The 26,090-nt window shown below is 73.5% G+C and carries 26 protein-coding genes; 5 read left to right on the top strand and 21 right to left on the bottom strand.

Going from position 1 to position 26,090, the window contains the following annotated elements; translation table 11 throughout:
- Nucleotides 1-5 precede the first annotated feature (5 nt).
- On the top strand, nucleotides 6-209 hold the full coding sequence (locus ABD976_RS12500) for a cold-shock protein (RefSeq protein ID WP_345362557.1): 204 nt from the start codon (nucleotides 6-8) through the stop codon (nucleotides 207-209).
- Nucleotides 210-672: 463 nt separating this feature from the next.
- On the opposite strand, the gene ABD976_RS12505 is transcribed toward ABD976_RS12500, so the two are convergent.
- The 8 genes from ABD976_RS12505 to ABD976_RS12540 all read right to left on the bottom strand — a co-directional run bounded on the left by ABD976_RS12505 (nucleotide 673) and on the right by ABD976_RS12540 (nucleotide 7,068).
- The gene (locus tag ABD976_RS12505; protein ID WP_345362213.1) at nucleotides 673-2,112 is read right to left on the bottom strand and encodes a glycoside hydrolase family protein; all 1,440 of its coding nucleotides are present in this window, start codon (nucleotides 2,110-2,112) and stop codon (nucleotides 673-675) included.
- 102 nt (nucleotides 2,113-2,214) lie between these two features.
- Nucleotides 2,215-2,646, bottom strand: a complete 432-nt coding sequence (gene aroQ / locus ABD976_RS12510) for a type II 3-dehydroquinate dehydratase (protein ID WP_345362216.1) — start codon at nucleotides 2,644-2,646, stop codon at nucleotides 2,215-2,217.
- Complete coding sequence (gene aroB, locus ABD976_RS12515; RefSeq protein ID WP_345362560.1) at nucleotides 2,643-3,749, bottom strand: 3-dehydroquinate synthase; 1,107 nt, start codon at nucleotides 3,747-3,749, stop codon at nucleotides 2,643-2,645. Before aroB ends, aroQ begins: the two co-directional genes overlap by 4 nt.
- 52 nt (nucleotides 3,750-3,801) lie before the next feature.
- Nucleotides 3,802-4,326: a shikimate kinase gene (locus tag ABD976_RS12520; protein ID WP_345362219.1), complete on the bottom strand. Its 525-nt coding sequence runs from the start codon at nucleotides 4,324-4,326 to the stop codon at nucleotides 3,802-3,804.
- Nucleotides 4,326-5,531 (bottom strand): chorismate synthase, encoded by a 1,206-nt coding sequence (gene aroC / locus ABD976_RS12525; protein WP_345362222.1) that lies wholly within the window; start codon nucleotides 5,529-5,531, stop codon nucleotides 4,326-4,328. The genes ABD976_RS12520 and aroC overlap by 1 nt, the downstream gene beginning before the upstream one ends.
- A gap of 123 nt (nucleotides 5,532-5,654) precedes the next feature.
- A complete protein-coding gene (locus tag ABD976_RS12530) occupies nucleotides 5,655-6,278 on the bottom strand; it encodes a prepilin peptidase (RefSeq protein WP_345362225.1) in 624 nt (207 codons plus the stop codon).
- A gap of 101 nt (nucleotides 6,279-6,379) precedes the next feature.
- A complete protein-coding gene (locus tag ABD976_RS12535; protein WP_345362228.1) occupies nucleotides 6,380-6,835 on the bottom strand; it encodes a PTS sugar transporter subunit IIA in 456 nt (151 codons plus the stop codon).
- A complete protein-coding gene (locus tag ABD976_RS12540) occupies nucleotides 6,832-7,068 on the bottom strand; it encodes a PTS sugar transporter subunit IIB (RefSeq protein ID WP_345362231.1) in 237 nt (78 codons plus the stop codon). Before ABD976_RS12540 ends, ABD976_RS12535 begins: the two co-directional genes overlap by 4 nt.
- Nucleotides 7,069-7,345: 277 nt before the next feature.
- Here ABD976_RS12540 and ABD976_RS12545 point away from each other — a divergent pair, with 277 nt between their 5' ends.
- The 3 genes from ABD976_RS12545 to ABD976_RS12555 are packed head-to-tail and all read left to right on the top strand — an operon-like array spanning nucleotide 7,346 to nucleotide 9,616.
- A complete protein-coding gene (locus ABD976_RS12545) occupies nucleotides 7,346-8,101 on the top strand; it encodes a GntR family transcriptional regulator (protein WP_345362563.1) in 756 nt (251 codons plus the stop codon).
- The gene (locus ABD976_RS12550) at nucleotides 8,098-9,327 is read left to right on the top strand and encodes a PTS transporter subunit EIIC (protein ID WP_345362234.1); all 1,230 of its coding nucleotides are present in this window, start codon (nucleotides 8,098-8,100) and stop codon (nucleotides 9,325-9,327) included. Before ABD976_RS12545 ends, ABD976_RS12550 begins: the two co-directional genes overlap by 4 nt.
- Before the next feature lie 25 nt (nucleotides 9,328-9,352).
- A complete protein-coding gene (locus tag ABD976_RS12555) occupies nucleotides 9,353-9,616 on the top strand; it encodes an HPr family phosphocarrier protein (protein WP_345362237.1) in 264 nt (87 codons plus the stop codon).
- Here the strand turns inward: ABD976_RS12555 and ABD976_RS12560 are convergent, their stop codons facing one another.
- The 13 genes from ABD976_RS12560 to aspS all read right to left on the bottom strand — a co-directional run bounded on the left by ABD976_RS12560 (nucleotide 9,617) and on the right by aspS (nucleotide 24,770).
- The gene (locus ABD976_RS12560) at nucleotides 9,617-10,468 is read right to left on the bottom strand and encodes a shikimate dehydrogenase (RefSeq protein WP_345362240.1); all 852 of its coding nucleotides are present in this window, start codon (nucleotides 10,466-10,468) and stop codon (nucleotides 9,617-9,619) included.
- Entirely contained in the window at nucleotides 10,458-11,657 is a 1,200-nt protein-coding gene (gene mltG, locus ABD976_RS12565; protein ID WP_345362243.1) for an endolytic transglycosylase MltG, read from the bottom strand. Before mltG ends, ABD976_RS12560 begins: the two co-directional genes overlap by 11 nt.
- Nucleotides 11,654-12,124: a Holliday junction resolvase RuvX gene (gene ruvX / locus ABD976_RS12570; RefSeq protein ID WP_345362246.1), complete on the bottom strand. Its 471-nt coding sequence runs from the start codon at nucleotides 12,122-12,124 to the stop codon at nucleotides 11,654-11,656. Before ruvX ends, mltG begins: the two co-directional genes overlap by 4 nt.
- Complete coding sequence (gene alaS, locus ABD976_RS12575; protein WP_345362249.1) at nucleotides 12,121-14,793, bottom strand: alanine--tRNA ligase; 2,673 nt, start codon at nucleotides 14,791-14,793, stop codon at nucleotides 12,121-12,123. Before alaS ends, ruvX begins: the two co-directional genes overlap by 4 nt.
- A 70-nt stretch (nucleotides 14,794-14,863) precedes the next feature.
- The gene (locus tag ABD976_RS12580) at nucleotides 14,864-15,163 is read right to left on the bottom strand and encodes a hypothetical protein (RefSeq protein WP_345362252.1); all 300 of its coding nucleotides are present in this window, start codon (nucleotides 15,161-15,163) and stop codon (nucleotides 14,864-14,866) included.
- The gene (locus ABD976_RS12585) at nucleotides 15,160-15,567 is read right to left on the bottom strand and encodes a DUF948 domain-containing protein (protein WP_345362254.1); all 408 of its coding nucleotides are present in this window, start codon (nucleotides 15,565-15,567) and stop codon (nucleotides 15,160-15,162) included. The genes ABD976_RS12580 and ABD976_RS12585 overlap by 4 nt, the downstream gene beginning before the upstream one ends.
- Nucleotides 15,568-15,709: 142 nt before the next feature.
- Nucleotides 15,710-16,675: a 2-hydroxyacid dehydrogenase gene (locus ABD976_RS12590; RefSeq protein ID WP_345362257.1), complete on the bottom strand. Its 966-nt coding sequence runs from the start codon at nucleotides 16,673-16,675 to the stop codon at nucleotides 15,710-15,712.
- A gap of 362 nt (nucleotides 16,676-17,037) precedes the next feature.
- Nucleotides 17,038-18,390, bottom strand: coding sequence for a replication-associated recombination protein A (locus ABD976_RS12595; RefSeq protein WP_369775176.1), 1,353 nt, complete (start codon nucleotides 18,388-18,390; stop codon nucleotides 17,038-17,040).
- 54 nt (nucleotides 18,391-18,444) lie between these two features.
- On the bottom strand, nucleotides 18,445-19,959 hold the full coding sequence (locus ABD976_RS12600; protein WP_345362260.1) for a SulP family inorganic anion transporter: 1,515 nt from the start codon (nucleotides 19,957-19,959) through the stop codon (nucleotides 18,445-18,447).
- Nucleotides 19,960-19,999: 40 nt separating this feature from the next.
- Entirely contained in the window at nucleotides 20,000-20,590 is a 591-nt protein-coding gene (locus ABD976_RS12605; RefSeq protein WP_345362263.1) for a carbonic anhydrase, read from the bottom strand.
- Nucleotides 20,591-20,659: 69 nt separating this feature from the next.
- Entirely contained in the window at nucleotides 20,660-21,043 is a 384-nt protein-coding gene (locus ABD976_RS12610) for a hypothetical protein (RefSeq protein WP_345362266.1), read from the bottom strand.
- 460 nt (nucleotides 21,044-21,503) lie between these two features.
- Nucleotides 21,504-22,718 (bottom strand): phosphotransferase, encoded by a 1,215-nt coding sequence (locus ABD976_RS12615; protein WP_345362269.1) that lies wholly within the window; start codon nucleotides 22,716-22,718, stop codon nucleotides 21,504-21,506.
- A gap of 237 nt (nucleotides 22,719-22,955) precedes the next feature.
- Entirely contained in the window at nucleotides 22,956-24,770 is a 1,815-nt protein-coding gene (gene aspS, locus ABD976_RS12620) for an aspartate--tRNA ligase (RefSeq protein ID WP_345362273.1), read from the bottom strand.
- 270 nt (nucleotides 24,771-25,040) lie between these two features.
- Between aspS and ABD976_RS12625 the strand changes: the two genes are divergently transcribed.
- Nucleotides 25,041-26,057, top strand: coding sequence for a hypothetical protein (locus ABD976_RS12625; RefSeq protein WP_345362276.1), 1,017 nt, complete (start codon nucleotides 25,041-25,043; stop codon nucleotides 26,055-26,057).
- Nucleotides 26,058-26,090: the final 33 nt, after the last annotated feature.

Genomic DNA, 26,090 nt, shown 5'->3' on the forward strand with positions numbered 1-26,090 from the left:
GCACCATGCCGCAGGGCACCGTGAAGTGGTTCAACTCCGAGAAGGGCTTCGGCTTCATCGCCCCGAACGAGGGCGGCCCGGACGTCTTCGTGCACTACTCGGCCATCGACGCCGCCGGGTTCCGCACCCTGGAGGAGGACCAGCAGGTCACCTTCGAGGTCAGCCAGGGCCCGAAGGGCCCCCAGGCCGACGTGGTCCGCGCTCTCTGAGCAGCGGCCCGACCGGTGGTCCCGCCCGGACGGGCGGGACCACCGGCCCCCACCGCACCCAACCGGTGCGGTATCGCAGGAAGAAGGAATTCATCAGCACCTCCCCCGTCCTCCGCGACCGAGGCGGTCGCACCGGTCTCTTCCAGACCCCGGACACTTCCGGCGCCGGGGACATCCCGGCGCCCCGCACGGCCGAACCGGTCACGCCGGCCCGGTTCGAAGAACCCGCTCCCGCTCCCTCGTCGCCACGCGCCGCGGCACCGCGGCCCGACCGCGGGGACACCGCGATGCATCGGCTGCGCCGGCCCTTCGACGTCGACGCCGACGACGAGCCACCCGCGCCCTGACCTTCCCCGAGGGCCGTTCCCGGCCATCGGCGGGCAGCTCTTGATCACCTGAGCGACGCACACCACCGCGCGCCGGGCCGTCCTCGAAGCGGTGCCAGCCGCTCGCGCGGGGCCGTTCACGGGCGCAGATCGCCGCCGGGCGGGTGGGCCTCCCAGTCCGACCAGGACACCTCGGCGACCGGGGAACCGTTGGCGCGGGCGGCTTCCGGCGGCACCAGCCACACCCGTCCGCGCTCGTCGAGCAGGCCGACGTCGCCACCGGGCGAGCGCAGCGCGGGCGCCCCGCCCGCCAGGGTGGCCGCCACCGGCAGTTCGTCCACTGCGGACACCCGCTCGTCGAGCACCGCGCGGGTCAGGGCCTCGGCCAACGAGCGGCGTTCGACGCGGACCTTCGCCCCGTCCCGGAGCACCTCGACGGTGCGGGTCGGCGAGGGGACGCCGAAGCCGTCCAGCACCGCGCTCGCGCGCTCCGGTTCGGCGCACCCGCGGAACCCCGCGACGTCGAGCCCGGACCAGCGGAGATCGGTGGGAGCCGCGCGGTCCTCGGTCGCCCGGAGCACGTCGATCGGCGCGGTGCCGCAGGGATCCGCCCCGGACACCGGCAGGTGGCCTTCCGGGGTCCGCACCAGACCCGGACCTTCCCGCCACCGCCCGGGGACGAGCACCGGTTCGTAGGGGTGCCGGGTGAAGTTCCGGTCCCAGAAGGTGATCGTGGTGCCCGTCGCGGTCTGGTGGGCGATCGCGAACGCGTTCAGGGCCGCCGACCACGCCCAGTCGGCGCTGAAGGCGTCCACCACCGACCGCGCCCGGGGACCGCTGCCGCGCGGCCGGAAGCCCTCGTCGGTCAGCTCCTGGACGTCGCGGGTGAAGGCGCCGTCGCGGGCCCGGAGCACGAACTGCCCGGCGCCGTTCCACCCGGCGCCCGCCGCCGTGGTGTCGGTGAACATCAGGTAGAACCAGCCGTCCAGGTGCAGCACCGCGGGCTGGCCCGCGCCGTAGGTGTTGGACCGCCGCACGTCGTCGGCGGCCGTGGCGATCGGCGCACCGCCCGCGGCGCGGCGCCAGGACGTGCCGTCCTCGCCGGTGGCCACGCCGATCGCGTTGCCGTGCGCGTGGTCGCCCGCCGCACCGGTGTAGTACAGGAAGTACCGGCCGTCGACCCGGAGCACCGACGGGTCGCAGGTGTGCATCCCGTCGAACGCGCCCGGCCGCCCGTGGAACACCGGTTCGGCCGCGGCGCCCCCGGCGGTGAACGGACCGCCCAGCACGTCGGAGGCGGCGTGCAGCACGTCATCGCCCGCCGGTCCCGCGCCGGGGAGCTGGCTGCACCACCAGACCCGGTACCGCCCGGCGTCGTCGAGCACCGTCGGGCCGTAGTTGTACGGCGCCGCCGGACCGCCCGAGGCGACCACGCCGGGGCTCTCCCGGTGGTCCCGGGTGCTCAGCCGCACCGGCTCGGGCACCGCCTCCGGCGTGGGCGAGCCGGTCACCGGCGCGCACCCGGTCAGCAGCAGCACCGACACCGCCGCGACCGGCAGCCGACCGCGCTCCCCCACCGCCCACCCCCGCGAATCGCGTGCCCTGGACCCTGCCCCTCGTCGGTGCGCCCCATCGTCGGTGCGCCGCGGCGCGGAACGCCGGATTCGAGGACGGGCGTGTCAGCCGGTCCGCTCGGCCAGCCAGCGCAGCGCCAGCGGGTAGCCGCGCACGCCGAAACCGGCCACCACGGCGGTGGCGACGTCCGACAGGTAGCTGGTGTGCCGGAACGGCTCGCGCCGGTGCACGTTGGAGATGTGCAGCTCGACGAGGTCGTCGCGGAGCTGGGCGGCGGCGTCGCGGATCGCGATCGAGTAGTGCGTCCAGGCCCCGGCGTTGAGCACCACCGGCCAGCCCGCGTCCGCGGCCTCGTGCAGCCAGCGCACCATCTCGCCCTCGTCGTCGGTCTGGCGGACCTCGACCTCGACGCCCAGCTCGGTGCCCGCCCGCTCGCACATCGCGACCAGCTCCGGGTGGGTGGTGCTGCCGTACACGCCGGGCTCGCGGGTGCCCAGCCGACCGAGGTTCACGCCGTTGAGCACCAGCGCCTTCACAGCAGCACCTCCGTGCCGGACGTGGGCTCGCCGGTCACCGCCGAGTACGCGGCGGCGACCAGCGCCGGGTCCGGGCCCTCCAGCCGGCCCGGCCGGGCCAGCCCGTCGAGCACGACGAACCGGAGCAGCCCGGAGCGGTTCTTCTTGTCCAGCTTCATGCCCTCCAGCAGGTCCCCGAAGGCGTCCGGGTCGTAGCTGGTCGGCAGGCCGAGGAGGCCGAGCACGCTGCGGTGCCGGTCGGCGGTCTCGTCGTCGAGCCGCCCGGCCAGCCTGCCGAGCTCGGCGGCGAACACCAGCCCGACGCTGACCGCCGCGCCGTGCCGCCACCGGTACCGCTCCCGCCGCTCGATGGCGTGCGCGAGGGTGTGCCCGTAGTTGAGCACCTCCCGCAGGTGCGACTCCTTGAGGTCGGAGGACACCACGTCGGCCTTGGCCTGGATCGCGCGCCGGACCAGCTCGGCGAGCACCTCGCCGGCCGGGTCCAGCGCCGCGTCCGGGTCGGCCTCGACCAGCCGCAGGATCTCCGGGTCGGCGATGAAGCCGGCCTTGACCACCTCGGCCATCCCGGCGATGAGTTCGTTGCGCGGCAGCCCCTCCAGGGTCGCCAGGTCGACGAACACCGCGCTGGGCTCGTGGAACGAGCCGACCAGGTTCTTGCCCGCGTCGGTGTTGATGCCGGCCTTGCCGCCGATCGCGGCGTCCACCATGCCGAGCAGCGTGGTGGGCACGTGCACCACCCGCACGCCGCGCATCCAGGTGCTGGCCACGAACCCGGCGACGTCGGTCACCGCGCCACCGCCGAAGGACACCACGACACCGCTGCGGTCCATCCCGATCTTGCCGAGGACCTCCCAGCAGAACCCGGCCACCGCCAGGCTCTTGCCGTCCTCGGCGTCGGGCAGCTCCACCCGGTGCGCGTCGACGCCCGCCTCGGCCAGCTCCTCGCGGACCGCCTCGACGGTCGTGGTGATGGTGGGCTGGTGCAGCAGCGCGACCGACGAGGTGCCGCGCAGGAACTCGACGAGCTCCCCCAGCAGGCCGCGACCGACCACCACGTCGTAGGGCTGCGCACCGCGGACCGGGATCCGCACCGGTTCGGTCATCATCGTCCCTTCCGAGAGTCCGGCGCCGCCCGTCCCCGGCGCACGTTCGCGTTCAGCTCGGCGACCCGTCGACGCCCCACAGCGCGTCGACGATCTGCGCCACCACCTCGTCCGGCGTCAACCGGTCGGTGGGGACCTCGACCGAGGCCGCCGAGCGGTACACCGGGATGCGCTCGTCGAGCAGCGCCTTGAAGGTGGCGCGCGGGTTCAGCCCGGCCAGCAGCGGACGGGCGGTGGACAGGCCGACCCGCTTGGCCCCCTCGGCCAACCCGACCGAGAGGTAGACCACCGGGTGCCCGGCGAGCCGTTCCCGCGTCGCTTCGGACAGCACCGAGCCGCCGCCCAGCGCCAGCACGCCGTCGTGCTCGGCCAGCGCCGTGGCGACGACGTCCTCCTCGATCTTGCGGAACACCGCTTCGCCGTCGGTGGTGAAGATGTCGGCGATGGCGCGGTCCTCGGTGCGCACGATGTCGTCGTCGGTGTCCCGGAACCCCACCGCGAGGCGTTCGGCGAGCAGCCGCCCGATCGTCGACTTGCCCGCGCCCGGCGGGCCGATCACCACCGCCCGGGGCGCCATCAGCGCACCTGCCGCTTCTCCGCGCGCTCGCGCAGCGCGGTCAGGTAGCCCTCGGCGTTGCGCCGGGTCTCCGGCAGCGAGTCGCCGCCGAACTTCTCCAGCACGGCCTCGGCCAGCACCAGCGCCACCATCGTCTCGGCGACCACGGCGGCGCGCGGCACGGCGGTGATGTCGGAGCGCTGGTGCATCGCCTGCGCCGGCTCGCCGGTCACCACGTCGACCGTGGCCAGCGCCTTGGGCAGGCTGGAGATCGGCTTCTTGGCGGCGCGGACGATCAGCGGCTCGCCGTTGGTGATGCCGCCCTCCAGACCGCCCGCGCGGTTGCTGGCGCGCCGCACCCAGTGCGCGCCCTCGCCGGGGTGGATCTCGTCGTGCGCCGCGCTGCCGCGCCGGGCGGCGTTGGCGAAGCCCTCGCCGATCTCGACGCCCTTGACGGCCTGGATGCTCATCAGCGCGCCGGCCAGCCGGGCATCGAGCTTGCGGTCCCAGTGGACGTGCGATCCGATGCCCGGCGGCAGCCCGTAGGCGATCACCTCGACGACGCCGCCGAGGGTGTCGCCGTCCTTCTTGGCGGCGTCCACCTCGGCCATCATCCGCTCGGTGGCCGCGTCGCCGAAGGCGCGCACCGGGTTCTCGTCGATGGCGTCGAGGTCGTCCGGCCCGGGCAGCAGCTCGCCGTCGTGGGCGACCCCGCCCAGCGCGACCACGTGGCTGACGATCTCCACGCCGAGGAGCTGGCGGAGGAACTGCCGGGCGACGGTGCCCACCGCGACCCGCGCGGCGGTCTCCCGCGCGCTGGCGCGTTCGAGCACCGGCCGGGCCTCCTCGAAGCCGTACTTCTGCATCCCGGCGAGGTCGGCGTGCCCGGGGCGCGGCCGGGTCAGCGGGGCGTTGCGGGCCAACGTGGACAGCACGTCCTCGTCGACCGGGTCGGCCGCCATGACCTGCTCCCACTTGGGCCACTCGGTGTTGCCGACGCGCACCGCGACCGGGCCGCCCTGGGTGCGGCCGTGCCGGACCCCGCCGATGATCTCCAGCTCGTCGGCCTCGAAGTTCATCCGGGGGCTGCGGCCGAAGCCGAGCTTGCGCCGTTCGAGCTGGGTCGCGATCTCGGCCGTGGTGACCTCCACCCCGGCCACCATGCCCTCCAGCACCGCCACGAGGGCGGGGCCGTGCGATTCTCCAGCGGTCATCCAGCGCAACACGCTTGTAGATCCTGCCACGCGCGGTGGTCGCCGGGGCTCCCGGGTCGCGACCCCGGCGCCCGCCCGCGCCGCCGATCCGCGTCCCGGAGCACCCGCGCGCCCGCGCCGCGGCGGCACCGGCGCTCAGGTCCACCACCAGGGCGGGAAGACCGTCGCGCACCACGCGGGCAGCAGCATCGCGGGACCGTGCGGCACCCCGGCGCCGCCCCGGCGGGCCGACCAGAGCGCCGTGAGCACCGCCGCGACGCCCATCACGGCCAGCACCGCCGGGACCGAGACCGCACCGACGACCGCGCCCAACGGCGCGGCGAGCTTCACATCGCCGGGTCCCAGCGCGGCCGGGGCCAGCAGCCGGACCACCAGGTACCCGCCGCCGAACAGCGCGGCGCCGAGCAGCGCGCCGACCAGCACCCCGGGCAGGGCCGCCGGGCGGTGCGCCGCGGCCAGCCCGACCAGGCAGGCGGCCACCGGGTGCGCGGGCAGGGTCAGCGCGTCCGGCAGCCGCGCGGCCCGCAGGTCGCAGACCGCCAGCAGCACGCCGACCCAGCCGAGCAGCAGCGGGACCGGCGCCCACCACCAGCCGAAGGCCCCGCCCGCGAGCCGGGCCGCGACCACCGCCCACAGCACCGCGACGGCGGACGCGCAGCACAGCGGCGGGGGCCGCACTCCCCTGCCGAGCGCGCGCAGCAGCCGCGCACCGGCCGCGCCCGCGGCGGCGCCCAGCAGGAGTCCGGTGAGGATCGACACGGACCCAGCATCGGGCGCCGCCCGGGAGGTGCGGCGGATGCGCACCGCCGGCGTGTCCGACGGTGCGCTGCTCGATCAGGCCGAGCAGCGCGGGTGCCGGATCAGGCCTCCACCGCGAAGAGGGTGTCCCCGGCCCGCACCGGGCCGTCCTCGCGGAGGTCGGCCAGCGCCTCGGGCGCCTGGTCCAGGGCCACCACGGGGCAGACCGCGGAGTAGCCCGCCGCCTCCACCCCGCTGGGGTCCCAGCTCACCACGGGCTGCCCGGCCGTCACCTGGTCGCCCTTGGACACGTGCAGCTCGAAGCCCTCGCCCTGGAGCTTCACGGTGTCGATGCCCAGGTGCACCAGCACCGCCGTGCCGCTGGGCGCGGCCACCACGAAGGCGTGCGGGTGCACCGTGGCGACCACGCCGGCGATCGGCGCGACCGCGTCGGCGCGACCGCCGGCGGGCCGCACCGCGACCCCGGGGCCGACCATCGCCTGGGAGAACACCGGATCCGGCACGTCGGACAACGCCGCGGCCAGTCCTTCCACCGGGCTCCCGACCTCCAGGCTCACCGCAGGTCCTCGATGTCCTCGGCCAGCGTGTCGGCCTCCGGGCCGACGACGACCTGGATGACCGCGCCCTGCCGCAGGACGCCGTGCGCACCGGCGGCCTTCAGCGCCGCCTCGTCGACCTTCGCAGCGTCCTCCACCTCGCACCGCAACCGCGTGATGCACGGTTCGATCTCCACCACGTTGACTCCGCCGCCCAGTGCGGCCAGGATCGCCGCGGCCTTGTCCTGCGCCACCCCGTGCTCCCTTCGTCTCCGACACCCGGGGGAACCCCGTTCAGGTGATCTTGGCCCGCGAGGTGTCGATGCGGCAACGAAGCAGGCGCCGTCTTGACACCCGATCGCCCGACCGCGCATTGTTCGCATCCAACTGGTTTAGACCGGACAGTACCAACGTCTGGACCGGCTGGACAGGACGCGCCGGGAAGCGGTGCGAGGAGGCGACGTGACCCCATCACGACCGGCGGGCGGTGCGGGGCTCGGCGACCCGGGACGGAGCGGCCCCACCCGCGGCGTGCTCGGCGACGGCCCGACGCCCAAGCACGCCCAGCTCCGCGAGATCCTCCGCGACATCGCCTGCAACGAGCTGCTGCCCGGCTCCCCGGTGCCCTCCGAACGCGAGCTCGCCCAGCGCTACGGGGTGTCCCGGCTGACGGTGCGGGAGGCCGTCGGGCAGCTCGTCGCCGAGGGCCTGCTGCGGCGGGTCCGGGGCAAGGGCACCTTCACCACCCGGCCCCGGGTCGACGCCCAGCTCCACCTCGCCTCCTTCACCGAGGAGATGCGCCGCCGCGGGATGCGACCGGAGACGGTGCTGCTCCAGGCCACCGAGCAGGCGCCGCCGCCGGAGGTCGCGACCTCGCTGGGCCTGCGCCGCGACCAGCGGGCCCACCACCTGCACCGGCTGCGCAAGGCCGACGGCGCCCCGATGGCCGTCGAGCGCGGCTGGTACCACGCCGGGCTGCTGCCCGGGCTCCTGCGCCAGGACCTCTCCGACTCGCTCTACACGCTGCTCGCCCGGGTCTACGACGTGCACCTGGAGCGCGGCACCCAGACCGTGCTGGCCGAAGGCGCCGACGCGGCGACGGCCGCGCTGCTCGACGTCCGGCCGGGTTCGCCCGTCCTGGTGTTCCACCGGGTCTCCACCGCGCGGGGACGTCCGGTGGAGGACATGACTTCCTGGTACCGGGGGGACCTGTACCAGGTCACGATGCAGCTCGACCGGAACCCGGACGGTTCCGGGGATCACCGCCACACAGGAGGTAACCGATGAGTGCCAGCACCACCACCGGGCCCGGCGGGGGCAGAAGGGGGTTCGCGCTCCTGCAACGGCTGGGCCGCAGCCTCATGCTGCCGATCGCGGTGCTGCCCGCCGCGGCGCTGCTGCAGCGGCTCGGGCAGGACGACCTGCTCGGCAGCTTCGCGGCGATCAAACCGTTCGCCGAGGTGATCGGCGCGGCGGGCGGCGCGCTGTTCGACAACCTGCCGTTGCTGTTCGCCGTGGGCGTGGCGATCGGCTTCGCGAAGAAGGCCGACGGATCCACCGCCCTGGCCGGGGTCGTCGGCTACCTGGTGCTCTCCGGCGTCCTCTGGAAGATCACCGACCAGGAAGCCGGCACCGTCTACAACAAGGGCCCCTACGGCGTGCTCGGCGGCATCATCGCCGGGCTCACCGCGGCCTGGTTGTGGCAGCGCTACCACCGGATCAAGCTGCCCGACTACCTCGGGTTCTTCGGCGGGCGGCGGTTCGTCCCGATCATCACCGCGTTCGCGATGCTGATCGCGGGCGTGGTGCTGGGCCTGCTGTTCCCGTACTTCGACGCGGGCCTGACCGCGTTCAGCGACGCGGTCACCGCCAACGCCGTGATCGGCGGCGGCATCTACGGCGTGATCAACCGGCTGCTGCTGCCGTTCGGCCTGCACCACATCCCGAACAACGTGGTGTGGTTCCTGTTCGGCGACTACCAGGGCGAGCGGGGCGACATCGCCCGGTTCTTCGCGGGCGACCCGACCGCGGGCACGTTCATGACCGGGTTCTTCCCGATCTTCATGTTCGCGCTGCCCGCCGCCGCGCTGGCCATCTGGCGCTGCGCCCCGACCTCGCAGCGCAAGGTCATCGGCGGGGTGATGCTCTCGGTGGGCCTGACCTCGTTCCTCACCGGGGTCACCGAACCGCTGGAGTTCACCTTCATCTTCGTGGCCTGGCCGCTGCTGCTGATCCACGCGGTCCTCACCGGCACGTCGATGGCCCTGGTCAACGCGCTGGACATCCACACCGGGTTCGGGTTCTCCGCCGGCGCGATCGACTACGTGCTCAACTTCGGCATCTCGCAGAACTCGCTCTGGCTGATCCCGATCGGCCTGGGCTACGCGGTGGTCTACTACTTCGTGTTCCGCTGGGTGATCATCCGCTGGAACCTGCGCACGCCGGGGCGGGAGGACGACGAGACCGAGGTCGCCGGTGCGGACAATGGTGCCGACAGCACGGGCAAGAGCTGATCACAGGAAGAAGCGGAGGACGGACATGCCAGAGCGACGGGTCACCGTGGCGAGCAAGGTGGGCCTGCACGCGCGCCCCGCGGCCCTGGTGGCCAAGGCCGCGGCGGCCACGCCGGTGACGATCACCATCCGCAAGGAAGGCGCCGACCCGGTCGAGGCGGCCAGCATCCTGGGGCTGATGACCCTGGGCGCGGGCTTCGGCGACGAGGTCGTCCTCACCGCCGACGGCGCGGGGGCCGAAACGGCGCTGGAGGAACTCGCCGGGCTCATCGGGTCCGAGCTGGACTGATCACAACGGCAGCGGAACCCCGCCGCCGGCGGCCTGGAGCGCGTCGCGCATCACCTCGCGCGGCGCGCTCCGGCCGGTGAACTGCTCGACCTGGCCGAACGCCTGGTGCAGCAGCATGTCCAGCCCGGTGGCGACCCGGCCGCCGGACCGGGTCACGGCCTCGGCCGCCGGCGTCGGCCACGGGTGGTAGATCACGTCCAGCAGGCACCGCGCCCGGGCCAGCGCCCCGGCCTGGTGGTCCAGCGCCCCCGCGGGCAGCGTGGACACCACCACGTCGGCCGCCGCCGCGGCCGCGGCCAGGTCCAGCTCGGCCAGCCGGCGCACCGACACCGGCATCCCGACCCGCTCCGCGGTCTCCAGCGCCTCGCCCGCCCGCGCGGGCTCCCGCACCGCCAGCACCACGTCGGCCAGCCCGAGTTCGGCGAAGGCCGCCAGCGTCGCCGCCGCGGTGCCCCCCGCGCCGAGCACGAGTCCGCGGTGCCCGGCCCGGAAACCGCCTGCTCCGCGCAGCGCGCCCAGCACCCCGTCCACGTCGGTGCAGTCGGCGTACCAGCTCCCGTCGGCCCGGTGGACCAGGGTGTTGGCCGCCCCGACCGCCACCGCGCGGTCGCTGGCCGAGGCCGCGACGTCGAGCGCCGCCCGCTTGCCCGGCATGGTCACCGACAACCCGGCCCACTCCGGCCCGAGCCCCGCGACGAACTCCACCAGGCGGTCGGCGTCGGCCTCCACCCGCTGGTAGGTCCACGGCAGGCCCAGCGCCCGGTAGGCGGATTCGTGCAGCACCGGCGACAACGAGTGCTCCACCGGCGAGCCGAGCACCGCGGCCCGCCGGGGAGCCGGCTCAGAAGGCACCGCGCGCCCTGGCTTCCTCGATGTAGACCTGGTGCTGCTCGTAGGTGTCGGCGAAGCAGGAGGTGCCGTCCGGGTAGCACTTCACGAAGAACTTCCAGCTTCCCTCGGTCGGTTTCTCCGCCGCGATGATGGCGTCCTGGCCCGGCGCGGAGATCGGCGTCGGCGGCAGCCCGTAGTTCAGGTAGGTGTTGTACGGGCCCGGCCGGTCCCGGTCCTCCGGCTTGGTGAGCAGCGCGGGCTTGTCCAGCGGGTAGTTGATCGTGGAGTCCATCCCGAGCCGCATCGCGGGCGGCGCCAGCCGGTTCTCGATCACCCGGGCGATCTTGCCGAAGTCCTTGCCGATGCCCTCGCTCTGCACGATCGAGGCGATGGTGAGCAGCTCGTACGGCGTGTGCCCGGTGCCCTCCGCAGCCTGCGGCAGCCCGGCGGCCTGCAGCATCGTCGCCGAGCGGGTCACCACGTCGCGCAGCACGTCCTCGGCGCTGGCGCCCGGCTTCACGTCGTAGACGGCGGGCAGGATCAGCCCTTCCAGCCGCCGCCGCGGCTCCGCCTCGGACGCGGGGCCCACGGCCCACTCCGGGACGCCCAGCGAGCGCAGGTCCGCCGTCGCCGCCACCTCGTGCATCCGCTCGGAGCTGACGCACTCCGCGGTGCCCACGCAGGTGGCCTCGGCGAGCCGGGTGAGCACGCCCGGCGTGGTCCCGCCGTCGGGGGCGAGCTGGTCCTCCAGCCGCATCCCGCCGCGCACCTCGACCCGGCCGACCTTGGCGTCCGGCGACATGATGTGCTCGACCGCGGCCTCGCCGGACATCTCCTTGCGCATCAGGTAGAAGCCCGGCTGGATGCCGTTGATCCGGCGGTCGCCCTCGGCGGCCTCGATGAACGCCTTGGTGCTGGCCACCACGCCCTGGTCGGCGAGGGTGCTGCCGATGGCGCTGACCGTCTCGCCGGACTCGACCCGGATGACGACCTGGCCGGTGCCCTCGCCGGAGAAGTCCTCGTAGGCGCCGAGCTGGACGATCTGGCTGGCGCCGTAGAGCACGCCGCCGCCGACCAGCACCACCACGAACACCGCGGCCAGCGCGGTCACCCAGCGCCGCCGCTTGCGGCGCCGGAAGGCTTCCGGGTCCGACCGGCGCCGGCGCACGTCGGTCGGCTCGTCGGTGAACAGTCCCAGATCGTCGCTCACGGGAGTTCCTCTCGTGTCTGCTGCCCCCGGGAGTCCAAGTACGCCTGCAGGATCTCCACCGCCGCCGCTTGGTCGACGACGGCGCGCTGCTTCTTGCCCTTCACCCCGCGCTGGGAGAGCATCCGGCTCGCGGTCACGGTGGTGAGCCGCTCGTCGGAGAACCGCACCGGGACCGGTGCGATCCGCTCCGCGAGCGCCTCGCCGTAGGACTGCGCGAGCTGCGCGGCGGTGCCGTGCCGCCCGGCGAGCGTGGTGGGCAGGCCGACGACGACCTCCACCACCTCGTGCTCGGCGACCAGCGCGGCGAGCTCACCGAGGTCGGCGCCGCCCGCCTCGTCCCGGCGCAGCGTGACCAGCGGGGTGGCCAGGAACGGCGCCGGGTCGCTGAGCGCGAGCCCGACCCGGACCGCACCGACGTCCACGCCGATGCGCCGTCCCGGGCCGGGATCGGGCCGGAGCTCGCTCACCCGCCGGACACCGCCCGGTCCAGACCGGCGCGCAGCGCGGTGATCGCCGCCGGGATCCCCTCCGGCTGCGAACCGCCGCCCTGCGCCATGTCCGGCTTGCCGCCGCCCCGGCCGCCGACCTCGGCGGCGAACGACGGCACCAGCCCGCCCGCGGCGAGGCCCTGGTCGCGGGCGGCGTCGTTGGTGCCGACCACGAAGCCGACCTTGCCCTCATCGGCGGAGAACAGCGCGATCACCGCGGGCCGGGACCCGACCCGGTTGCGCACCTCGGCCGCCAGGGCGCGCAGCGAGCCGCCGTCCACGCCGTCCGGGACCTGCTCGGCCACCAGCGTCACGCCGCGCACGTCCACGCCCTTGCCGGCGAGGTCGCCCGCCGACTGCAGGACCTGCTGGACGCGGAGCTGCTGGAGCTCCTTCTCGGCGCTGCGCAACCGGCTGACGACCCCGGAGATGCGGTCCGGGAGCTGCTCGGCGGGGACCTTGAACTGCTCGGCGAGCTGGCTGACCAGCAGGCTCTCCTTGCTGGTGTGGCGCATGGCGTCCATCCCGACCAGCGCCTCGACCCGGTGCACCCCGGAGCCGACCGAGGAGTCGGCGACGAGCTTGACCAGGCCGAGCTGGCCGATCCGGCCGACGTGGGTGCCCCCGCACAGCTCGCGGGAGTAGTCGCCCATGTCGACCACGCGCACCTGGTCGCCGTACTTCTCGCCGAACAGCGCGACCGCGCCCAGCTCCATCGCCCGGTCCATCGTGGTGGTGTAGGCGTTCACCTCGACGTCGGACTGGAGGTAGTCGTTGACCTCCTCCTCGACCCCGCCGAGCACCTCGGCCGAGACCGCCGCGGGCGCGGTGAAGTCGAACCGCATCCGGCCCGGCGAGTTCAGCGAACCGGCCTGCGCGGCGCGCTTGCCGTAGGCGCTGCGCACCGCGGCGTGCACCAGGTGGGTCGCCGAGTGCGAGCGCTCGATGGCCCGCCTGCGGGTGACGTCCACGGAGGCGTCCAGCCGGGTGTCCACGCCGAGCTCACCGGCCACGACCTTGGCCCGGTGCACGAACAGCCCCGGCACCGCCCGCTGCACGTCCTGCACCTGGACCTCGACGCCGGGACCGACCAGCGTGCCGGTGTCGGCGATCTGCCCGCCGCCCTCGGCGTAGAACGGGGTGCGGTCGAGCACCATCTCGACCTCGGTGCCCTCCCCGGCCGACGGCACCGGCTGCCCGCCCACGAGCAGCCCCAGCACCCGGCTCTGCGCCTGCAGGTCGGTGTAGCCGAGGAACTCGGTGCTGCCGTGCTCGTCGAGCAGGGTGCGGTAGGTCGACAGGTCGCCGTGGCCGGACTTGCGGGCCTTCGCGTCCTCCTTGGCGCGGCGGCGCTGCTCGGCCATCAGGTCCCGGAAGCCCTGCTCGTCGACGCTGAGCCCCTGCTCGGCGGCCATCTCCAGGGTCAGGTCGATCGGGAACCCGTAGGTGTCGTGGAGCTGGAAGGCCTTGTCCCCGGCCAGCCGGGAACCGCCGCCCGCCTTGATCTCGGAGACCGCGACGTCGAAGATCTTGGACCCCGCGGTCAGCGTGCTGAGGAAGGCGTTCTCCTCGTTGACCATCACCGCCTCGATGCGGTCGTACTCGCTGACCAGCTCCGGGTAGCTCGGGGCCATCGCGTCGCGCACCACCGCGCTGAACTCGCCGAGCACCGGGTCCTGCACGCCGAGCAGGCGGGTGGAGCGGATGATGCGGCGCAGCAGGCGGCGCAGCACGTAACCGCGCGCCTCGTTGCCCGGGGTGACCCCGTCGCCGACCAGCATCACGCCGGACCGGGCGTGGTCGGCGATCACCCGGAACCGCACGTCGTCCTCGGGGTCGGCGCCGTAGCGGCGGCCGGAGAGCTCCTCGGCCTTGGCGATGACCGGGCGCACCAGGTCGGTCTCGTAGACGTTCTCCACGCCCTGCAGCAGGCACGCGACCCGCTCCACGCCCATCCCGGTGTCGATGTTCTTCATCGGCAGCTCGCCCACCGGCGGGTGCCCCAGCTTCGGGGACAGCTCACCGCGGACGTCCTGCATGAACACCAGGTTCCAGATCTCGATGTAGCGGTCCTCGTCGACGATCGGGCCGCCCTCGCGGCCGTACTCCGGGCCGCGGTCGTAGTAGATCTCGGAGCAGGGGCCGCCGGGACCGGGCACGCCCATGTCCCAGTAGTTGTCCTTGCCGTCGCGGGCCTGGATGCGCTCCGCCGGGATGCCGGTGACCTGCTGCCACAACCGGGCGGCCTCGGCGTCCTTCTCGAAGACGGTGACCCACAGCCGGGCCGGGTCGAACCCGTACCCGCCGTCGGACTGGGAGCCGGTGATCAGCTCCCAGGCGTTGCGGATGGCGCCTTCCTTGAAGTAGTCGCCGAAGGAGAAGTTCCCCGCCATCTGGAAGAACGTGTTGTGCCGGGTGGTCTTGCCGACCTCGTCGATGTCCCCGGTGCGCACGCACTTCTGGATGCTGGTGGCGCGCGGGTACGGCGCCGGGGCGTCACCCAGGAAGTAGGGCTTGAACTGCACCATCCCGGCGTTGACGAACAGCAGCGTCGGGTCGTCGAGGATCAGCGAGGCGCTGGGGACGACGGTGTGGCCGCGGCCTCGGAAGTGCTCGGTGAAGCGGTTGTTGATCTCGTGGGTCTGCACGATGGGTCCTCGGAGGTCTCGGAGCGGGTCTGCCGGTGGTGGCGGCGGGACGACGGCGCGGCGCGGCCGCTCAGCGCCCCGCCCGCCGAGCTCGCCGCGCGGGCGCCCGGTCGTCGGCCTCGATCCGGCGGAACTGCACCGTGTCGGCGCTGCTGCCGTCCACCGCGTCGTGCAGCTCCTCCTCGCGCTCCTGCATCCCGGCGCGCACCTCGGCGCCGAACGAGCCGACCGCACCCGCCAGCTCGCGCATCGCGCCGCCGAGCTGCTCGGCCATCCCGGCCGGTGTCGCCTTGCGGGTGGTCTCGCTCACCTTGCGGGTCACCGCGACCCCGGCCGCGACACCGGCGCCGAACCAGAACAGGCGCCTCACTTGCGCCCTCCTTTGCCCTTGCCGCGGACGTGCCTGCCGCCGGGCTCCTGCTTGCGCTTGCGACGGGTCCGCAGCGCCTTGCTCACCCCGTACGAGAAGGCCGCCGCCTTCACCAGCGGACCACCCAGTGTAGCCGTGAACAGCGAGGACAACGCCGAGACGTTGCCGCTGACCGTCTTGGCGTTGGCCGTGATCCCGTCGACCCGCTCCAGTTGGGTGTTCACGTGATCGATCGTGGTGTTGGCGCCGGTGAACAGCGGGTCGGAGTTCTCGTGCGCCTTGCGGATCGCGGTGGTCGCCTCGTCCAGCGTGCGGCCGAGCTTGACCAGCGGGATCGCCAGCAGCACGACCAGCAGCACGAACGCACCGGCTGCGATCAGTGCGGCGATCTGCGTAGGCGTCACGTCGCCTCCCGTGATTAACGTCATGTTCTGCGCACCGGCGCGGACTGGGCGCGCGGCGCGGTTGATCGAGCGACACGTTACCGGGGCGAGCGCGCCGGACCCGCACCCGGTCGATTGGGCCGCGTCGGCGTTTCGCCCCCGCTCAACCGCCGACCGGGGTGACCGGCTCGCCCCCGCCGAGCACCGCCGCCACGTTGCGCGCCGCGAGCTCGGCCATCGCGGTGCGCGTCTCGGTGGTCGCCGATCCCAGGTGCGGCACCACGACCACGTTGTCCAGCTCCAGCAGGCCGGGCTCCACCTCGGGTTCGTTCTCGAAGACGTCCAGCCCGGCCGCGGCGATGGTGCCCTCGCGCAGCGCGGTGGCCAGCGCGCGTTCGTCGACGACCGGACCGCGCGCGGTGTTGATCAGCACCGCTGAGGGCTTCATCGCGGCCAGCGCGGCGGCGTCGACGAGGTGGCGGGTGCGCTCGGTCAGCGGGCAGTGCAGGCTCACCACGTCCGAGGTGCGCAGCAGCTCATCCATCGGCAGGTACCGGGCGTCGAGCTCGGCGGCGATCCGCTCGTCGACCCGGTTGCGGCCGGTGTAGGCGATCCGCATCCCGAACGCGCGGGCGCGCCGGGCCACCGCCTGCCCGATCCCGCCGAGGCCGACGATCCCGAGGGTCTTGTCCCGCAGCCCGGTGCCGAGCATGAACCCGAGGTGGAAGTTCCACGGCTGCCGGGCGCGCAGCAGCCGCTCGCCCTCGCCGAGCCGCCGGGTCGCCATCAGCAGCAGGCCCATCGCCAGGTCGGCGGTGGCGTCGGTGAGCACGCCGGGCGTGTTGGTCACCACCGCGCCCGCCCCGGTCACCGCGGGCACGTCGATGTTGTCGTAGCCCACGGCGACGTTGGCGACCACCCGCAGCCCCGGTCCGGCGGCCCGCACCACCTCGGCGTCGATCCGGTCGTGCACCATCGCCACGATCCCGTGCGCCCCCGCGACCGCCGCGCGGAGCTCGTCCGGGGTCAGCGGCCGGTCCTGCTCGCACACCCGGACCTCGCCCGCCGCCCGCAGCAGCTCCAGCGCCGGTTCCGGGACCGCCCGGGTCACCACGATCCGCTCGTCCACCGAACAACCTCCTCGCGCGAGTGCGTCGCGGCAGAACCTACCCCGGGCACCACCCGCGGCGGACCCGACGAGATCAACGCCTCCCGGCGGAGACGCGCCCGCACCCAGCAGGACCACCAGGCGAACGGCGCAGCCCCGCCCCACACACGCGCCACCCGCAACCATCGTCAGGCAAGCGGCGAAAGCCGCTTCCGCCTTGCCCCACCTGAGCAACCGGCACCGCCGCGGGTTCTCAGCGGTCTTCTCGCGAGGACGCCCTGACGCTGTGTACGTGGTTGGTACATGAGGAAGGGCGCCCGGAGCGAGAAGGCCGCTGAGGTTCCGCCACCGGCACACCCAAGCAACGGGACCACAACAACCACTCAAGACCCGCGGATGATGTCCCTTAGCTTGGGCACCCGCTCCCCCAGGGTGCGTTCGGCGCCGCGCCCGGTGGGCCGGTAGTAGTCCCGGCCGACGAGCTCGGCGGGCGGGTACTGCTGGGCCAGCACGCCTTCGGGCTTGTCGTGCGGGTAGCGGTAGCCCTGGGCGTTGCCGAGCTTGGCCGCCCCGGCGTAGTGGCCGTCGCGCAGGTGCGGCGGCACCGGACCGCCGCGCCCGGCGCGCACGTCGCCCGCCGCCTCGTCGATCGCGGTGATCACGGCGTTGGACTTCGGCGCGGTGGCCAGGTGGACGGTCGCCTGCGCCAGCGCCAGCCTGCCCTCCGGCATGCCGATGAGCTGGACCGCCTGCGCGGCGGCGACCGCGGTCTGCAACGCGGTGGGATCGGCCATCCCGACGTCCTCGGAGGCGTGCACCACCAGCCGCCGGGCGATGAACCGCGGGTCCTCGCCCGCCTCGACCATCCGGGCCAGGTAGTGCAGCGCGGCGTCGACGTCGGAGCCGCGGATGGACTTGATGAAGGCGCTGATCACGTCGTAGTGCTGATCGCCACCGCGGTCGTAGAGCACGGCCGCGCGGTCCACGGTGGCCTCCACGGTGGCCAGGTCGATCGCCTCGGCGCCGGTCGAGCCGGCCGATTCGGCGGCGGCCTCCAGCGCGGTGAGCACCCGCCGGGCGTCGCCACCGGCCAGCGCGACCAGGTGGTCCTCGGCGTCGGGGTCCAGCCGCAGCGCGCCGTCGAGCCCGCGCTCCTCGGCCACCGCGCGGCGCACCAGCACCCGCACGTCGTCCTCGGTGAGGCTGCGGAGCTGGAGCACCAGCGAGCGGGACAGCAGCGGCGCCACGACCGAGAAGAACGGGTTCTCCGTGGTGGCCGCCACCAGCAGCACGATCCGGTCCTCCACGGCGCCGAGCAGCGCGTCCTGCTGGGTCTTGGAGAAGCGGTGGACCTCGTCGATGAACAGCACCGTGGACTCGCCGGAGCGGCCCAGCCTGCGGCGCGCCTCCTCGATCACCCCGCGCACCTCCTTGACCCCGGAGGACAGCGCGGACAGCGCGACGAAGCGGCGGCCGGTGGCCTGCGACACCAGGTTCGCCAGGGTCGTCTTGCCGGTCCCCGGCGGACCGTGCAGCAGCACCGACGCCGGGGCGGCGCCTTCCACCAGCCGCCGCAGCGGGGCGCCGGGGCCGAGCAGGTGGTCCTGACCGACCACTTCGTCGAGGGAGCGGGGCCGCATCCGCACCGCCAACGGTGCGTTCTCGGCCAACCGCTCCCCCGCGCGCTCCTCGACCTCGGCGCCGAACAGGCCCTCGTCGAACAACCCCTCGCTCACACCCCGACGCTACCGGCCGGGGCGGACGGCGAGGTGGGAGCCCGTGCGGACCCCCTAGCCGGCCCGGGCGGGCATCGCCACCTCGACGGTGCCCTCACCGCGCCGGTGCTGCGCCGCCCAGTGCTCGACCGCCTGGTGGCAGGCCCGGTCCAGGTGCCGCACCGTGGTCAGGTCCAGGTGGACGTGCTTGTTCGCGGGCAGCTTCTCCAGGTGGTCCAGCAGCCGGGGCAGCTTCAGGAACGTGGCGTTGCCGCCGAGCTCGACGTGCACCTGCTCGGCCCCGTGCTCGGCTTTCACCGACAGCCGGGAGACCTCGATCGCGGTCTTGACGATCGCCACCGCCAGACCGGTCAGGGTGCCGACCAGCAGGTCGGTGGCCACGATCATGCCGGCCGTCAGCACCAGCACGAAGGCCTCACCGCGCTGCTCCTTGGCCAGCGCCACCACCTGCGGCAGCTCCAGCAGCTTCCACCCGGCCTGGATCAGCAGCGCGGCCAGCACCGCGAACGGCAGGAAGCCGAGCAGGCCGGGCAGCGCCACCACGAACAGCAGCAGCCAGATGCCGTGCAGGACGCGGGAGAGCTTGGTCTTGGCCCCCGCGTTGACGTTGGTCGAGCTGCGCACGATCACCGCGGTCATCGGCAGCGCACCCAGCAGACCGCAGACCGTGTTGCCCGCGCCCTGGGCGACCAGCTCGGTGTTGTACCGGGTCTTGGGCGCGTCGTGCATCCGGTCCACGGCGGCGGCGCTGAACAGGCTCTCCGCCGAGGCGATCAGCGCGACGGTGAGGATCGTGCCCAGCATCGCCGGGGTGAGCAGGCCGCTCCACTCCGGGCCGGTGGGCACGTTCAGCGCCGACAGCAGCGAACCGACCTCGACGTTGGCCACCGGCAGCGCCAGCACCAGCGCGGCGACGCTGGCCACGACCACGCCGATCAGCGGGGCCGGGATCACCCGGATGCGCTCCGGGGCCTTCTTCCACGCCGCCATCACGCCGAGGACGAGGACGGCCAGCCCGAGACCGCTCAGGCCCTCCGGGGTGGTCACCGCGTTGATCACGACGTCGGGCAGCCCGGCGAACTTCTCCGGGGTGGTGGCGGGCTGGTCCATCCCGGCGACCGGGTAGACCTGGCCCAGGATCAGGACGAGCCCGATGCCGGCCAGCATGCCCTGCACGACCGACGGCGAGATGGCCCGGAACCAGGTGCCGAGCCGGCTCAGGCCGAGCAGCACCTGCACGATGCCCGCGCCGAAGACGATCACGCCGAGGGCGGCCAGCCCGTGCTGGTTGACCGCCGAGGCGACCAGCACGGTCAGCCCGGCGGCCGGGCCGCTGACCTGCATGGTGCTGCCCGGCAGCAGACCGACGACGATGCCGCCGACGATGCCGGTCACGATGCCGAGCTCGGCGGGCACGCCGGAGGCGACGGCCACGCCGACGCACAGCGGCAGCGCGACCAGGAACACCACCAGGGAGGCTCCGAGGTCGGCGCCGAAGGTCTCCTTCGGCCACGCCGGGACGCCGAAGCGGCGGCCTCCCGCGCGCGGCGTCGAGGTACGAGTGGTCACTGTGACTCCAGTGGTCGATGGGTGGGAGGTCGCCGCCGGGTTACAGCGGCAGGAAGTCGCCGGTCTCCGCGTCCTGGGCGTGGACCCGGCCGGTGTCGATCTCGTAGAACCAGCCGTGCAGCCGGAGCTCACCGGCGGCCACGCGGTCCTGGACGAAGGGGTATTCGCGCAGCGCGTCGAGCTGTTCGCGGACGTGCGCCTGGCTCTCGGCGCGCACCGCCGGGTCCTGCACGGGTCCGCCGCTGCGGCTCCCGGTGCCCAGCCAGCCGCACAGCGCCGGGAGGTCGTCGAGCCCCTGCCCGGCCACCGCGAGGGCGGTGACCGCACCGCAGTGCGAGTGCCCGCACACGATGATCTCGGGAACGCCCAATCGCAGCACCGCGTACTCGATCGTGCCCATTTCGCTGGATCCCGAATCCGGGGCGTACTTGGGCACCACGTTGCCCGCGGTGCGGAGTTCGAACAGGGCGCCCGGTTCCGCTCCGGTGATCAGCGACGGGATCACGCGCGAATCCGAGCATCCGATGAACAGCGCGCCGGGTTTCTGACCTGCGGCGAGTTCACCGCGCGCGGCGTGCGAAAGGGCCTGCGGATGACGCCTGGCGTTCCGCACGAAGTCTTCGTAGTTCATTTGTTCGCCTTCGCTCCGAGTGGTTCCGCGGAAAACCGCGGATGAATGCAATTCGGAAAAGCGGGGCGATCAGTGCCGGAAAACCTGGAGCGCGGCGGGCGAGTGCCGTTCCGAGCGGAATTCGTCGCTTCTCGACAGCCACCCGCGATCGGGAGGGGCGCCGGAGGCGCAGCGGCAGCCGGTCCGGAGCGTGGCGCACTCGGGCGTCCACGGCACCACGCGCCCCCGGTCCTCGTGCCGGATCAGGCAGCGGCGGTGCACGGTGGCACCGGGCAGCCGCTCGCGCAGCTTCTCGCCCTCGCGGTGCTCACTCGTCTCCGACTTGACCTCGGAGGGGACGACGCGGGACGCCTTGGCGTCGGGCGGGGCGTCCAGCGGTCCGGCCACGGCGAGCAGCACCACGAAGAGCAGGAACGATCCCGCCCTCACGGTCTGCCAGGCCTTGCCGCACATGACTGCCTCCGCCTTTCGAGCAGCGCGTCTCCTCGGCTGCCGCGCCGACGTTATGGGGAAGAAGTAGCGAAACGCTGAACTCAAGATATCCGATCCGCGTAGCGCAGGCGCAAGTCGCGTTTCGGGGGAACGACCACGAAAAATGAAGATATGTTTATCGGAAGCCCGGTGGAGTACGTCCGACTTCACTCTAAAGTGGCCGGTAAGCCGGTTGCGCGGCTGCGCTGAGTCAGGACAACGATGGCCACTCGGCCAGTCGGATTGTGACGAGCATTACCGGATCGGGCAACGCGGAAAAACATGAACGGTTTGCCATGAAACATGCGCGAAACACGGTGGCGCCGCCGCTCCGCCCGGCACCGCCCGCATGACGACCGCCGCCCGGATGAATCCGGGCGACGGACGATGTGGCGAAGTGCACCCGGCCGGGGGCGGCCCGGGCCACCGGCGAGAGCGGTCCTCAGCCCTCGGCGCGGAAGGCGGGGTAGGCCTGCAGGTGCAGCGCGCCCGCGCCGAACCGCTCGACGAGCGCCTCGATCATCCGGTCGGCGAACTCGGCGATGTCGGGCATCCCCGAGCCGTCGGCGTCGGCGCGCAGCCGCCGCCAGCGGTCCACCAGCGCCGTGCTGCGCCGGGGCGAGGGCATGTGCAGGTCGATCGGCCGGTCGGTCTCCCCGGTGCGCGGCAGGAACCACCACGTCGAGACCCACACCCACAGCAGTTGCGAGCTGAACAGCCGGGGCAGCAGCACCTCGTCGTCGTCCAGCTCCGGCCACACCTCGGCGATCTCCGACCGCCAAGTGGACAGCATGTTCTCGACCAGCGTCTCGGGCAGCGCGTAGGAGCACCACGACGACGGGAACGGGTACTGCAGGTACGCCGCGTCCAGCGCGACGTCGCGCACGCAGCCCCACTCGAAGTCCAGGAACCGCACGCCGCTACCGGTGACCAGGCTGTTGTCCGGGCAGATGTCGGAGGGGCTGAACGCCCGGTAGCGGCTGTTGCCCAGCAGCTCGGACGCGTCGGCCAGCCGCCGCACCATCGCCTCGGGGGTCCGCACCCCGAGCGTCTGGGACAGCAGGCCGGGCAGCTCGTCGACCGCCCGGATGACGTCGTCGGCCACCGGATCGGTCCAAGTCCGCTCCCCGAGCCGCCGCATCAGCGCGTCGAAGTCCGCCTCGCTGGCGGCCGTGGTGCTGTGCAGCCGCCCCAGCGCCCGCGCCCACGCCAGCAGCGCCCGCTCGGCCACCCGGGGGTCGTCGGCGAACAGCACGTCGGCCAGCGTCGAACCGCGGCCCAGGTCCTCCAGGACGAGGAGCCGCTCGCCCGCGTCGTGCGCGATCAGCTCCGGACCCACCCGGGCCTCCGGCGGCAGCGAGGTGCTGAGCAGGCAGCTCGCCGCCTCGTGCGCGAACGGGTCCGAGCGCGCCTCGTCGGGGCACTCGCCGTAGTGCTTGACCACCAGGGTCCGGGGCAGCTCGAAGGGGCTCTCCGCGACCCGGACGCGCAGCACCACCGAGCGGTCGCTGCCGCCCAGGTCTTCCGCGTCGGCGAGCCGGACCGGGGCACCCGTGCGCTTGGCCAGCACGGCTTCAGCGGTGCCGACGGTGTCGGTCGCTTCCGTGCTCGCCGGGATGCGGACCTCCGGTGGGCCGGTGGTGATCTCCACGCTCATCGTCTCCAGACACTACCCCCACAGCTCACACCCGGACGGGCATGACCGGTCAAGTGGCGCACGAACCGTGAGCGCCCGTGTCCGCAGCGTGTCCGGCCATCGGCCTCACCCCCTCGGTGCGGTCACCCACCCGCGTCCGCCGCCTTCGCCGATGACGGAACGCGGCGACGGCGGCGTTGCACCGCGGCGGCAGCGCGTCGCACCGGGGCGTCCGCGCGCGGACGCCCCGGAACGCGATCAGCCCTGCTTCTCGACGACCTCGGGCGGCGCCGACAGGCTCTCCTCCCGGGGCCGGGCCGGCTTGGCGTCCACCCCGGCCTCCTTGCGCTGCGCGGCGGTGATCGGCGCGGGCGCGCCGGTCAGCGGGTCGAACCCGCCGCCGCTCTTGGGGAAGGCGATGACCTCGCGCAGCGACTCCGCCCCGGCGAGCAGCATGCAGATCCGGTCCCAGCCGAAGGCGATGCCGCCGTGCGGCGGCGGGCCGTACTTGAACGCCTCCAGCAGGAAGCCGAACTTGTCGCGGGCCTGCTCCTCGGAGATGCCCAGCACCCCGAAGACCCGCTCCTGCACCTCGGAGCGGTGGATGCGGATCGAGCCGCCGCCGATCTCGTTGCCGTTGCAGACGATGTCGTAGGCCCAGGCCAGCGCGTTGGCCGGGTCCTGCTCGAAGGTGTCGGCCCAGTCGGCGTTCGGCGAGGTGAAGGGGTGGTGCACCGCGGTCCAGCGGCCCTCGCCCACCGCCACGTCGTCGGTGTCCTCGACCGGTTCGAACATCGGGGCGTCGACGATCCAGACGAACGACCAGGCGTCGTGGTCGATGAGCCCGCAGCGCTCCCCGATCTCCAACCGCGCGGCGCCGAGCAGCGCCCGCGAGGACGAGGGCTGCCCGGCGGCGAAGAACACGCAGTCGCCGGGGGACGCGCCGGCGGCCTCGGCCAGCCCGGCGCGCTCGGCCTCGGAGAGGTTCTTGGCCACCGGACCGGACAGTTCGCCGTCGGCACCGACGAGCACGTAGGCTAGGCCCTTGGCCCCGCGCTGCTTGGCCCAGTCCTGCCAGGCGTCGAGCTGGCGGCGCGGCTGGTCGGCCCCGCCGGGCATCACCACGGCGCCGACGTAGGGCGCCTGGAACACCCGGAAGGGGGTGTCCGCGAAGTACTCGGTGAGCTCGGTCAGCTCCAGGCCGAAGCGCAGGTCCGGCTTGTCGGTGCCGTACCCGGCCATCGCCTCGGCGTAGGTCATCCGGCGGATCGGACGCGGGATCTCGTGCCCGAGCACGCCCTTCCACAGCGCGGCGATGACCGACTCGCCGAGCTCGATGACGTCGTCCTGCTCGACGAAGCTCATCTCGATGTCGAGCTGGGTGAACTCCGGCTGGCGATCGGCGCGGAAGTCCTCGTCCCGGTAGCAGCGGGCGATCTGGAAGTACCGCTCCACCCCGCCGACCATGAGCAGCTGCTTGAACAGCTGCGGGGACTGCGGCAGCGCGTACCAGTTGCCCGGCTGCAACCGCGCCGGGATCAGGAAGTCGCGGGCGCCCTCCGGGGTGGAGCGCGTCATGGTCGGGGTCTCGACCTCGACGAAGTCCCGCCCGTGCAGCACCTCGCGGGCGAGCCGGTTGATCTCGCTGCGCATCCGCATGGTCCGGGCCGGGCCGTTGCGCCGCAGGTCGAGGTAGCGGTGCTTGAGCCGGGCCTCCTCGCCGACCTCCAGGTGCTCGTCGAGCGGGAAGGGCAGCGGCGCGGCCTCCGAGAGCACCTCCAGCCGGGTGGCGGTCACCTCGATCTCGCCGGTGGCGATCTCGGGGTTCTCGTTGCCCTCGGGGCGCTGGACCACCTCGCCGGTGACCTGGACGCAGAACTCGGCGCGCAGCCGGTGCGCCAGCTCGGCCATCTCGCCCTCGCGGAACACCACCTGGGCGACGCCGGAGGCGTCCCGCAGATCGATGAAGATCACCCCGCCGTGATCGCGTCGGCGCGCCACCCACCCGGCGAGGGTGACGGACTGCCCGGCATGACCGGCTCGCAGCGAACCGGCCTCGTGCGTGCGCATCACGGTGAGAGCTCCTCTTCCAGCGCTCGGCGTTCGTGGGGCCTCCCCGGTGCGAACGCGGCGGAGGCGAGGGAACAAGGCTAGCCAACGGGCCGGGTGGCGCGGCGCGCAGGCCCGGACGGGCACCGCCCTAAGTCGGTACCGGCGCCGGGGGAGCTGCGCCACAATTCCCCGGGACGCCCCCGGGGAACCGCCGACGGCGGCATGATCGTCGCACTGCGGTGACCCACTGATGAGCGTGAATCCACCACGCGGCGGACACGAGGAGTAGCGATGACCGCTTCGAGAACCGGGCCCGATCCGACCGTCCGCAACCCGCAGCACCCGGACGCCCTGTCCGCCGAACTCGCCCAGCTCCTGCGCACCGGACCGTTCGAGGCGGCGCTGCGCGCGGCGATCCGCGCGAGCCGGCTCAGCCTGGAGCGCATCCAGCACCGCCTGCGCGGCCGGGGGACCCCGGTGAGCATCACCGCGCTGAGCTACTGGCAGTCCGGCCGCCGCCGCCCGGAGCGACCGGACTCGCTGCTGGCGCTGCACGAGCTGGAACAGGTCCTCGGCGTCCCGGAGGGCGCGCTGTCGGCGCTGCTGGGGCCGCCCCGGCCGCGCGGGCGCACCCGGCAGGCGCCGCCGGACACCCCGCCGCTGAGCGCGCTGTGGGCCGAGAACGAATCCGCCGCCGAGCTGCTGACCAGGATCGACACCTCGCACGACAGCAAGCTCACCCGGCTGTCGCACCACGACGTGGTGCACGTCGACCACCGGGGCGAGCTGCGCAAGATCCGCACCCGGATGCTGGTGCGCGCCGAGGGCAACGGCGTCGACCGGTGGGTGATCATGTTCGACGGCGCGTCGGCGCTGCTGAACCCGCCGGTCGTGCGGCCGATCCGGTCCTGCCTGCTCGGGCAGGTCCTCACCGACCACGCCCGGGACCTGGTGGTGGGCGAGCTGCTGTTCGACCGCGTGCTCGCGCGCGGGGAGACGGTGCTGCTGGAGTTCGAGATCATCGACCCCCCGACCGGGCCGAACGAGACCGACCACAGCTTCTGCCGCCTGTTCCGGCTGCCGGTGCGGCAGTACGTGCTGGAGGTGCAGTTCGACCCGGCGCACCCGCCGACCAGGGCCGAGAGCTACGTCGGCGATTCGACGACGCAGGAGGTGGAACCGCCGAAACCGCTGGTGGTGGACCGGTTCGGCCGCACCCACGCGGTCGCCCTCGACTTCGGCATGGGCGTGTTCGGCGTCCGCTGGCACCCGGCGGAAGGAGCGGCCCCCGCCGCACCAACCGGGTGAACCCACCGGCACGCGGGGTGATCAGGGGACTGC

The sequence above is a fragment of the Saccharopolyspora cebuensis genome (assembly GCF_039542665.1).
GTDB classification, from domain to species: Bacteria; Actinomycetota; Actinomycetes; order Mycobacteriales; family Pseudonocardiaceae; genus Saccharopolyspora; species Saccharopolyspora cebuensis.

Coding starts and splice junctions, on each gene's coding strand:
- ABD976_RS12555 (WP_345362237.1), top strand. CDS start 9,353: ATGCCAGAGCGACGGGTCACCGTGGCGAGCAAGGTGGGCCTGCACGCG.
- aroB (WP_345362560.1), bottom strand. CDS start 3,749: ATGACCGAACCGGTGCGGATCCCGGTCCGCGGTGCGCAGCCCTACGAC.
- ABD976_RS12610 (WP_345362266.1), bottom strand. CDS start 21,043: ATGTGCGGCAAGGCCTGGCAGACCGTGAGGGCGGGATCGTTCCTGCTC.
- ABD976_RS12625 (WP_345362276.1), top strand. CDS start 25,041: ATGACCGCTTCGAGAACCGGGCCCGATCCGACCGTCCGCAACCCGCAG.
- ABD976_RS12615 (WP_345362269.1), bottom strand. CDS start 22,718: ATGAGCGTGGAGATCACCACCGGCCCACCGGAGGTCCGCATCCCGGCG.
- ABD976_RS12605 (WP_345362263.1), bottom strand. CDS start 20,590: ATGAACTACGAAGACTTCGTGCGGAACGCCAGGCGTCATCCGCAGGCC.
- ABD976_RS12550 (WP_345362234.1), top strand. CDS start 8,098: ATGAGTGCCAGCACCACCACCGGGCCCGGCGGGGGCAGAAGGGGGTTC.
- ABD976_RS12500 (WP_345362557.1), top strand. CDS start 6: ATGCCGCAGGGCACCGTGAAGTGGTTCAACTCCGAGAAGGGCTTCGGC.
- ABD976_RS12520 (WP_345362219.1), bottom strand. CDS start 4,326: ATGGCGCCCCGGGCGGTGGTGATCGGCCCGCCGGGCGCGGGCAAGTCG.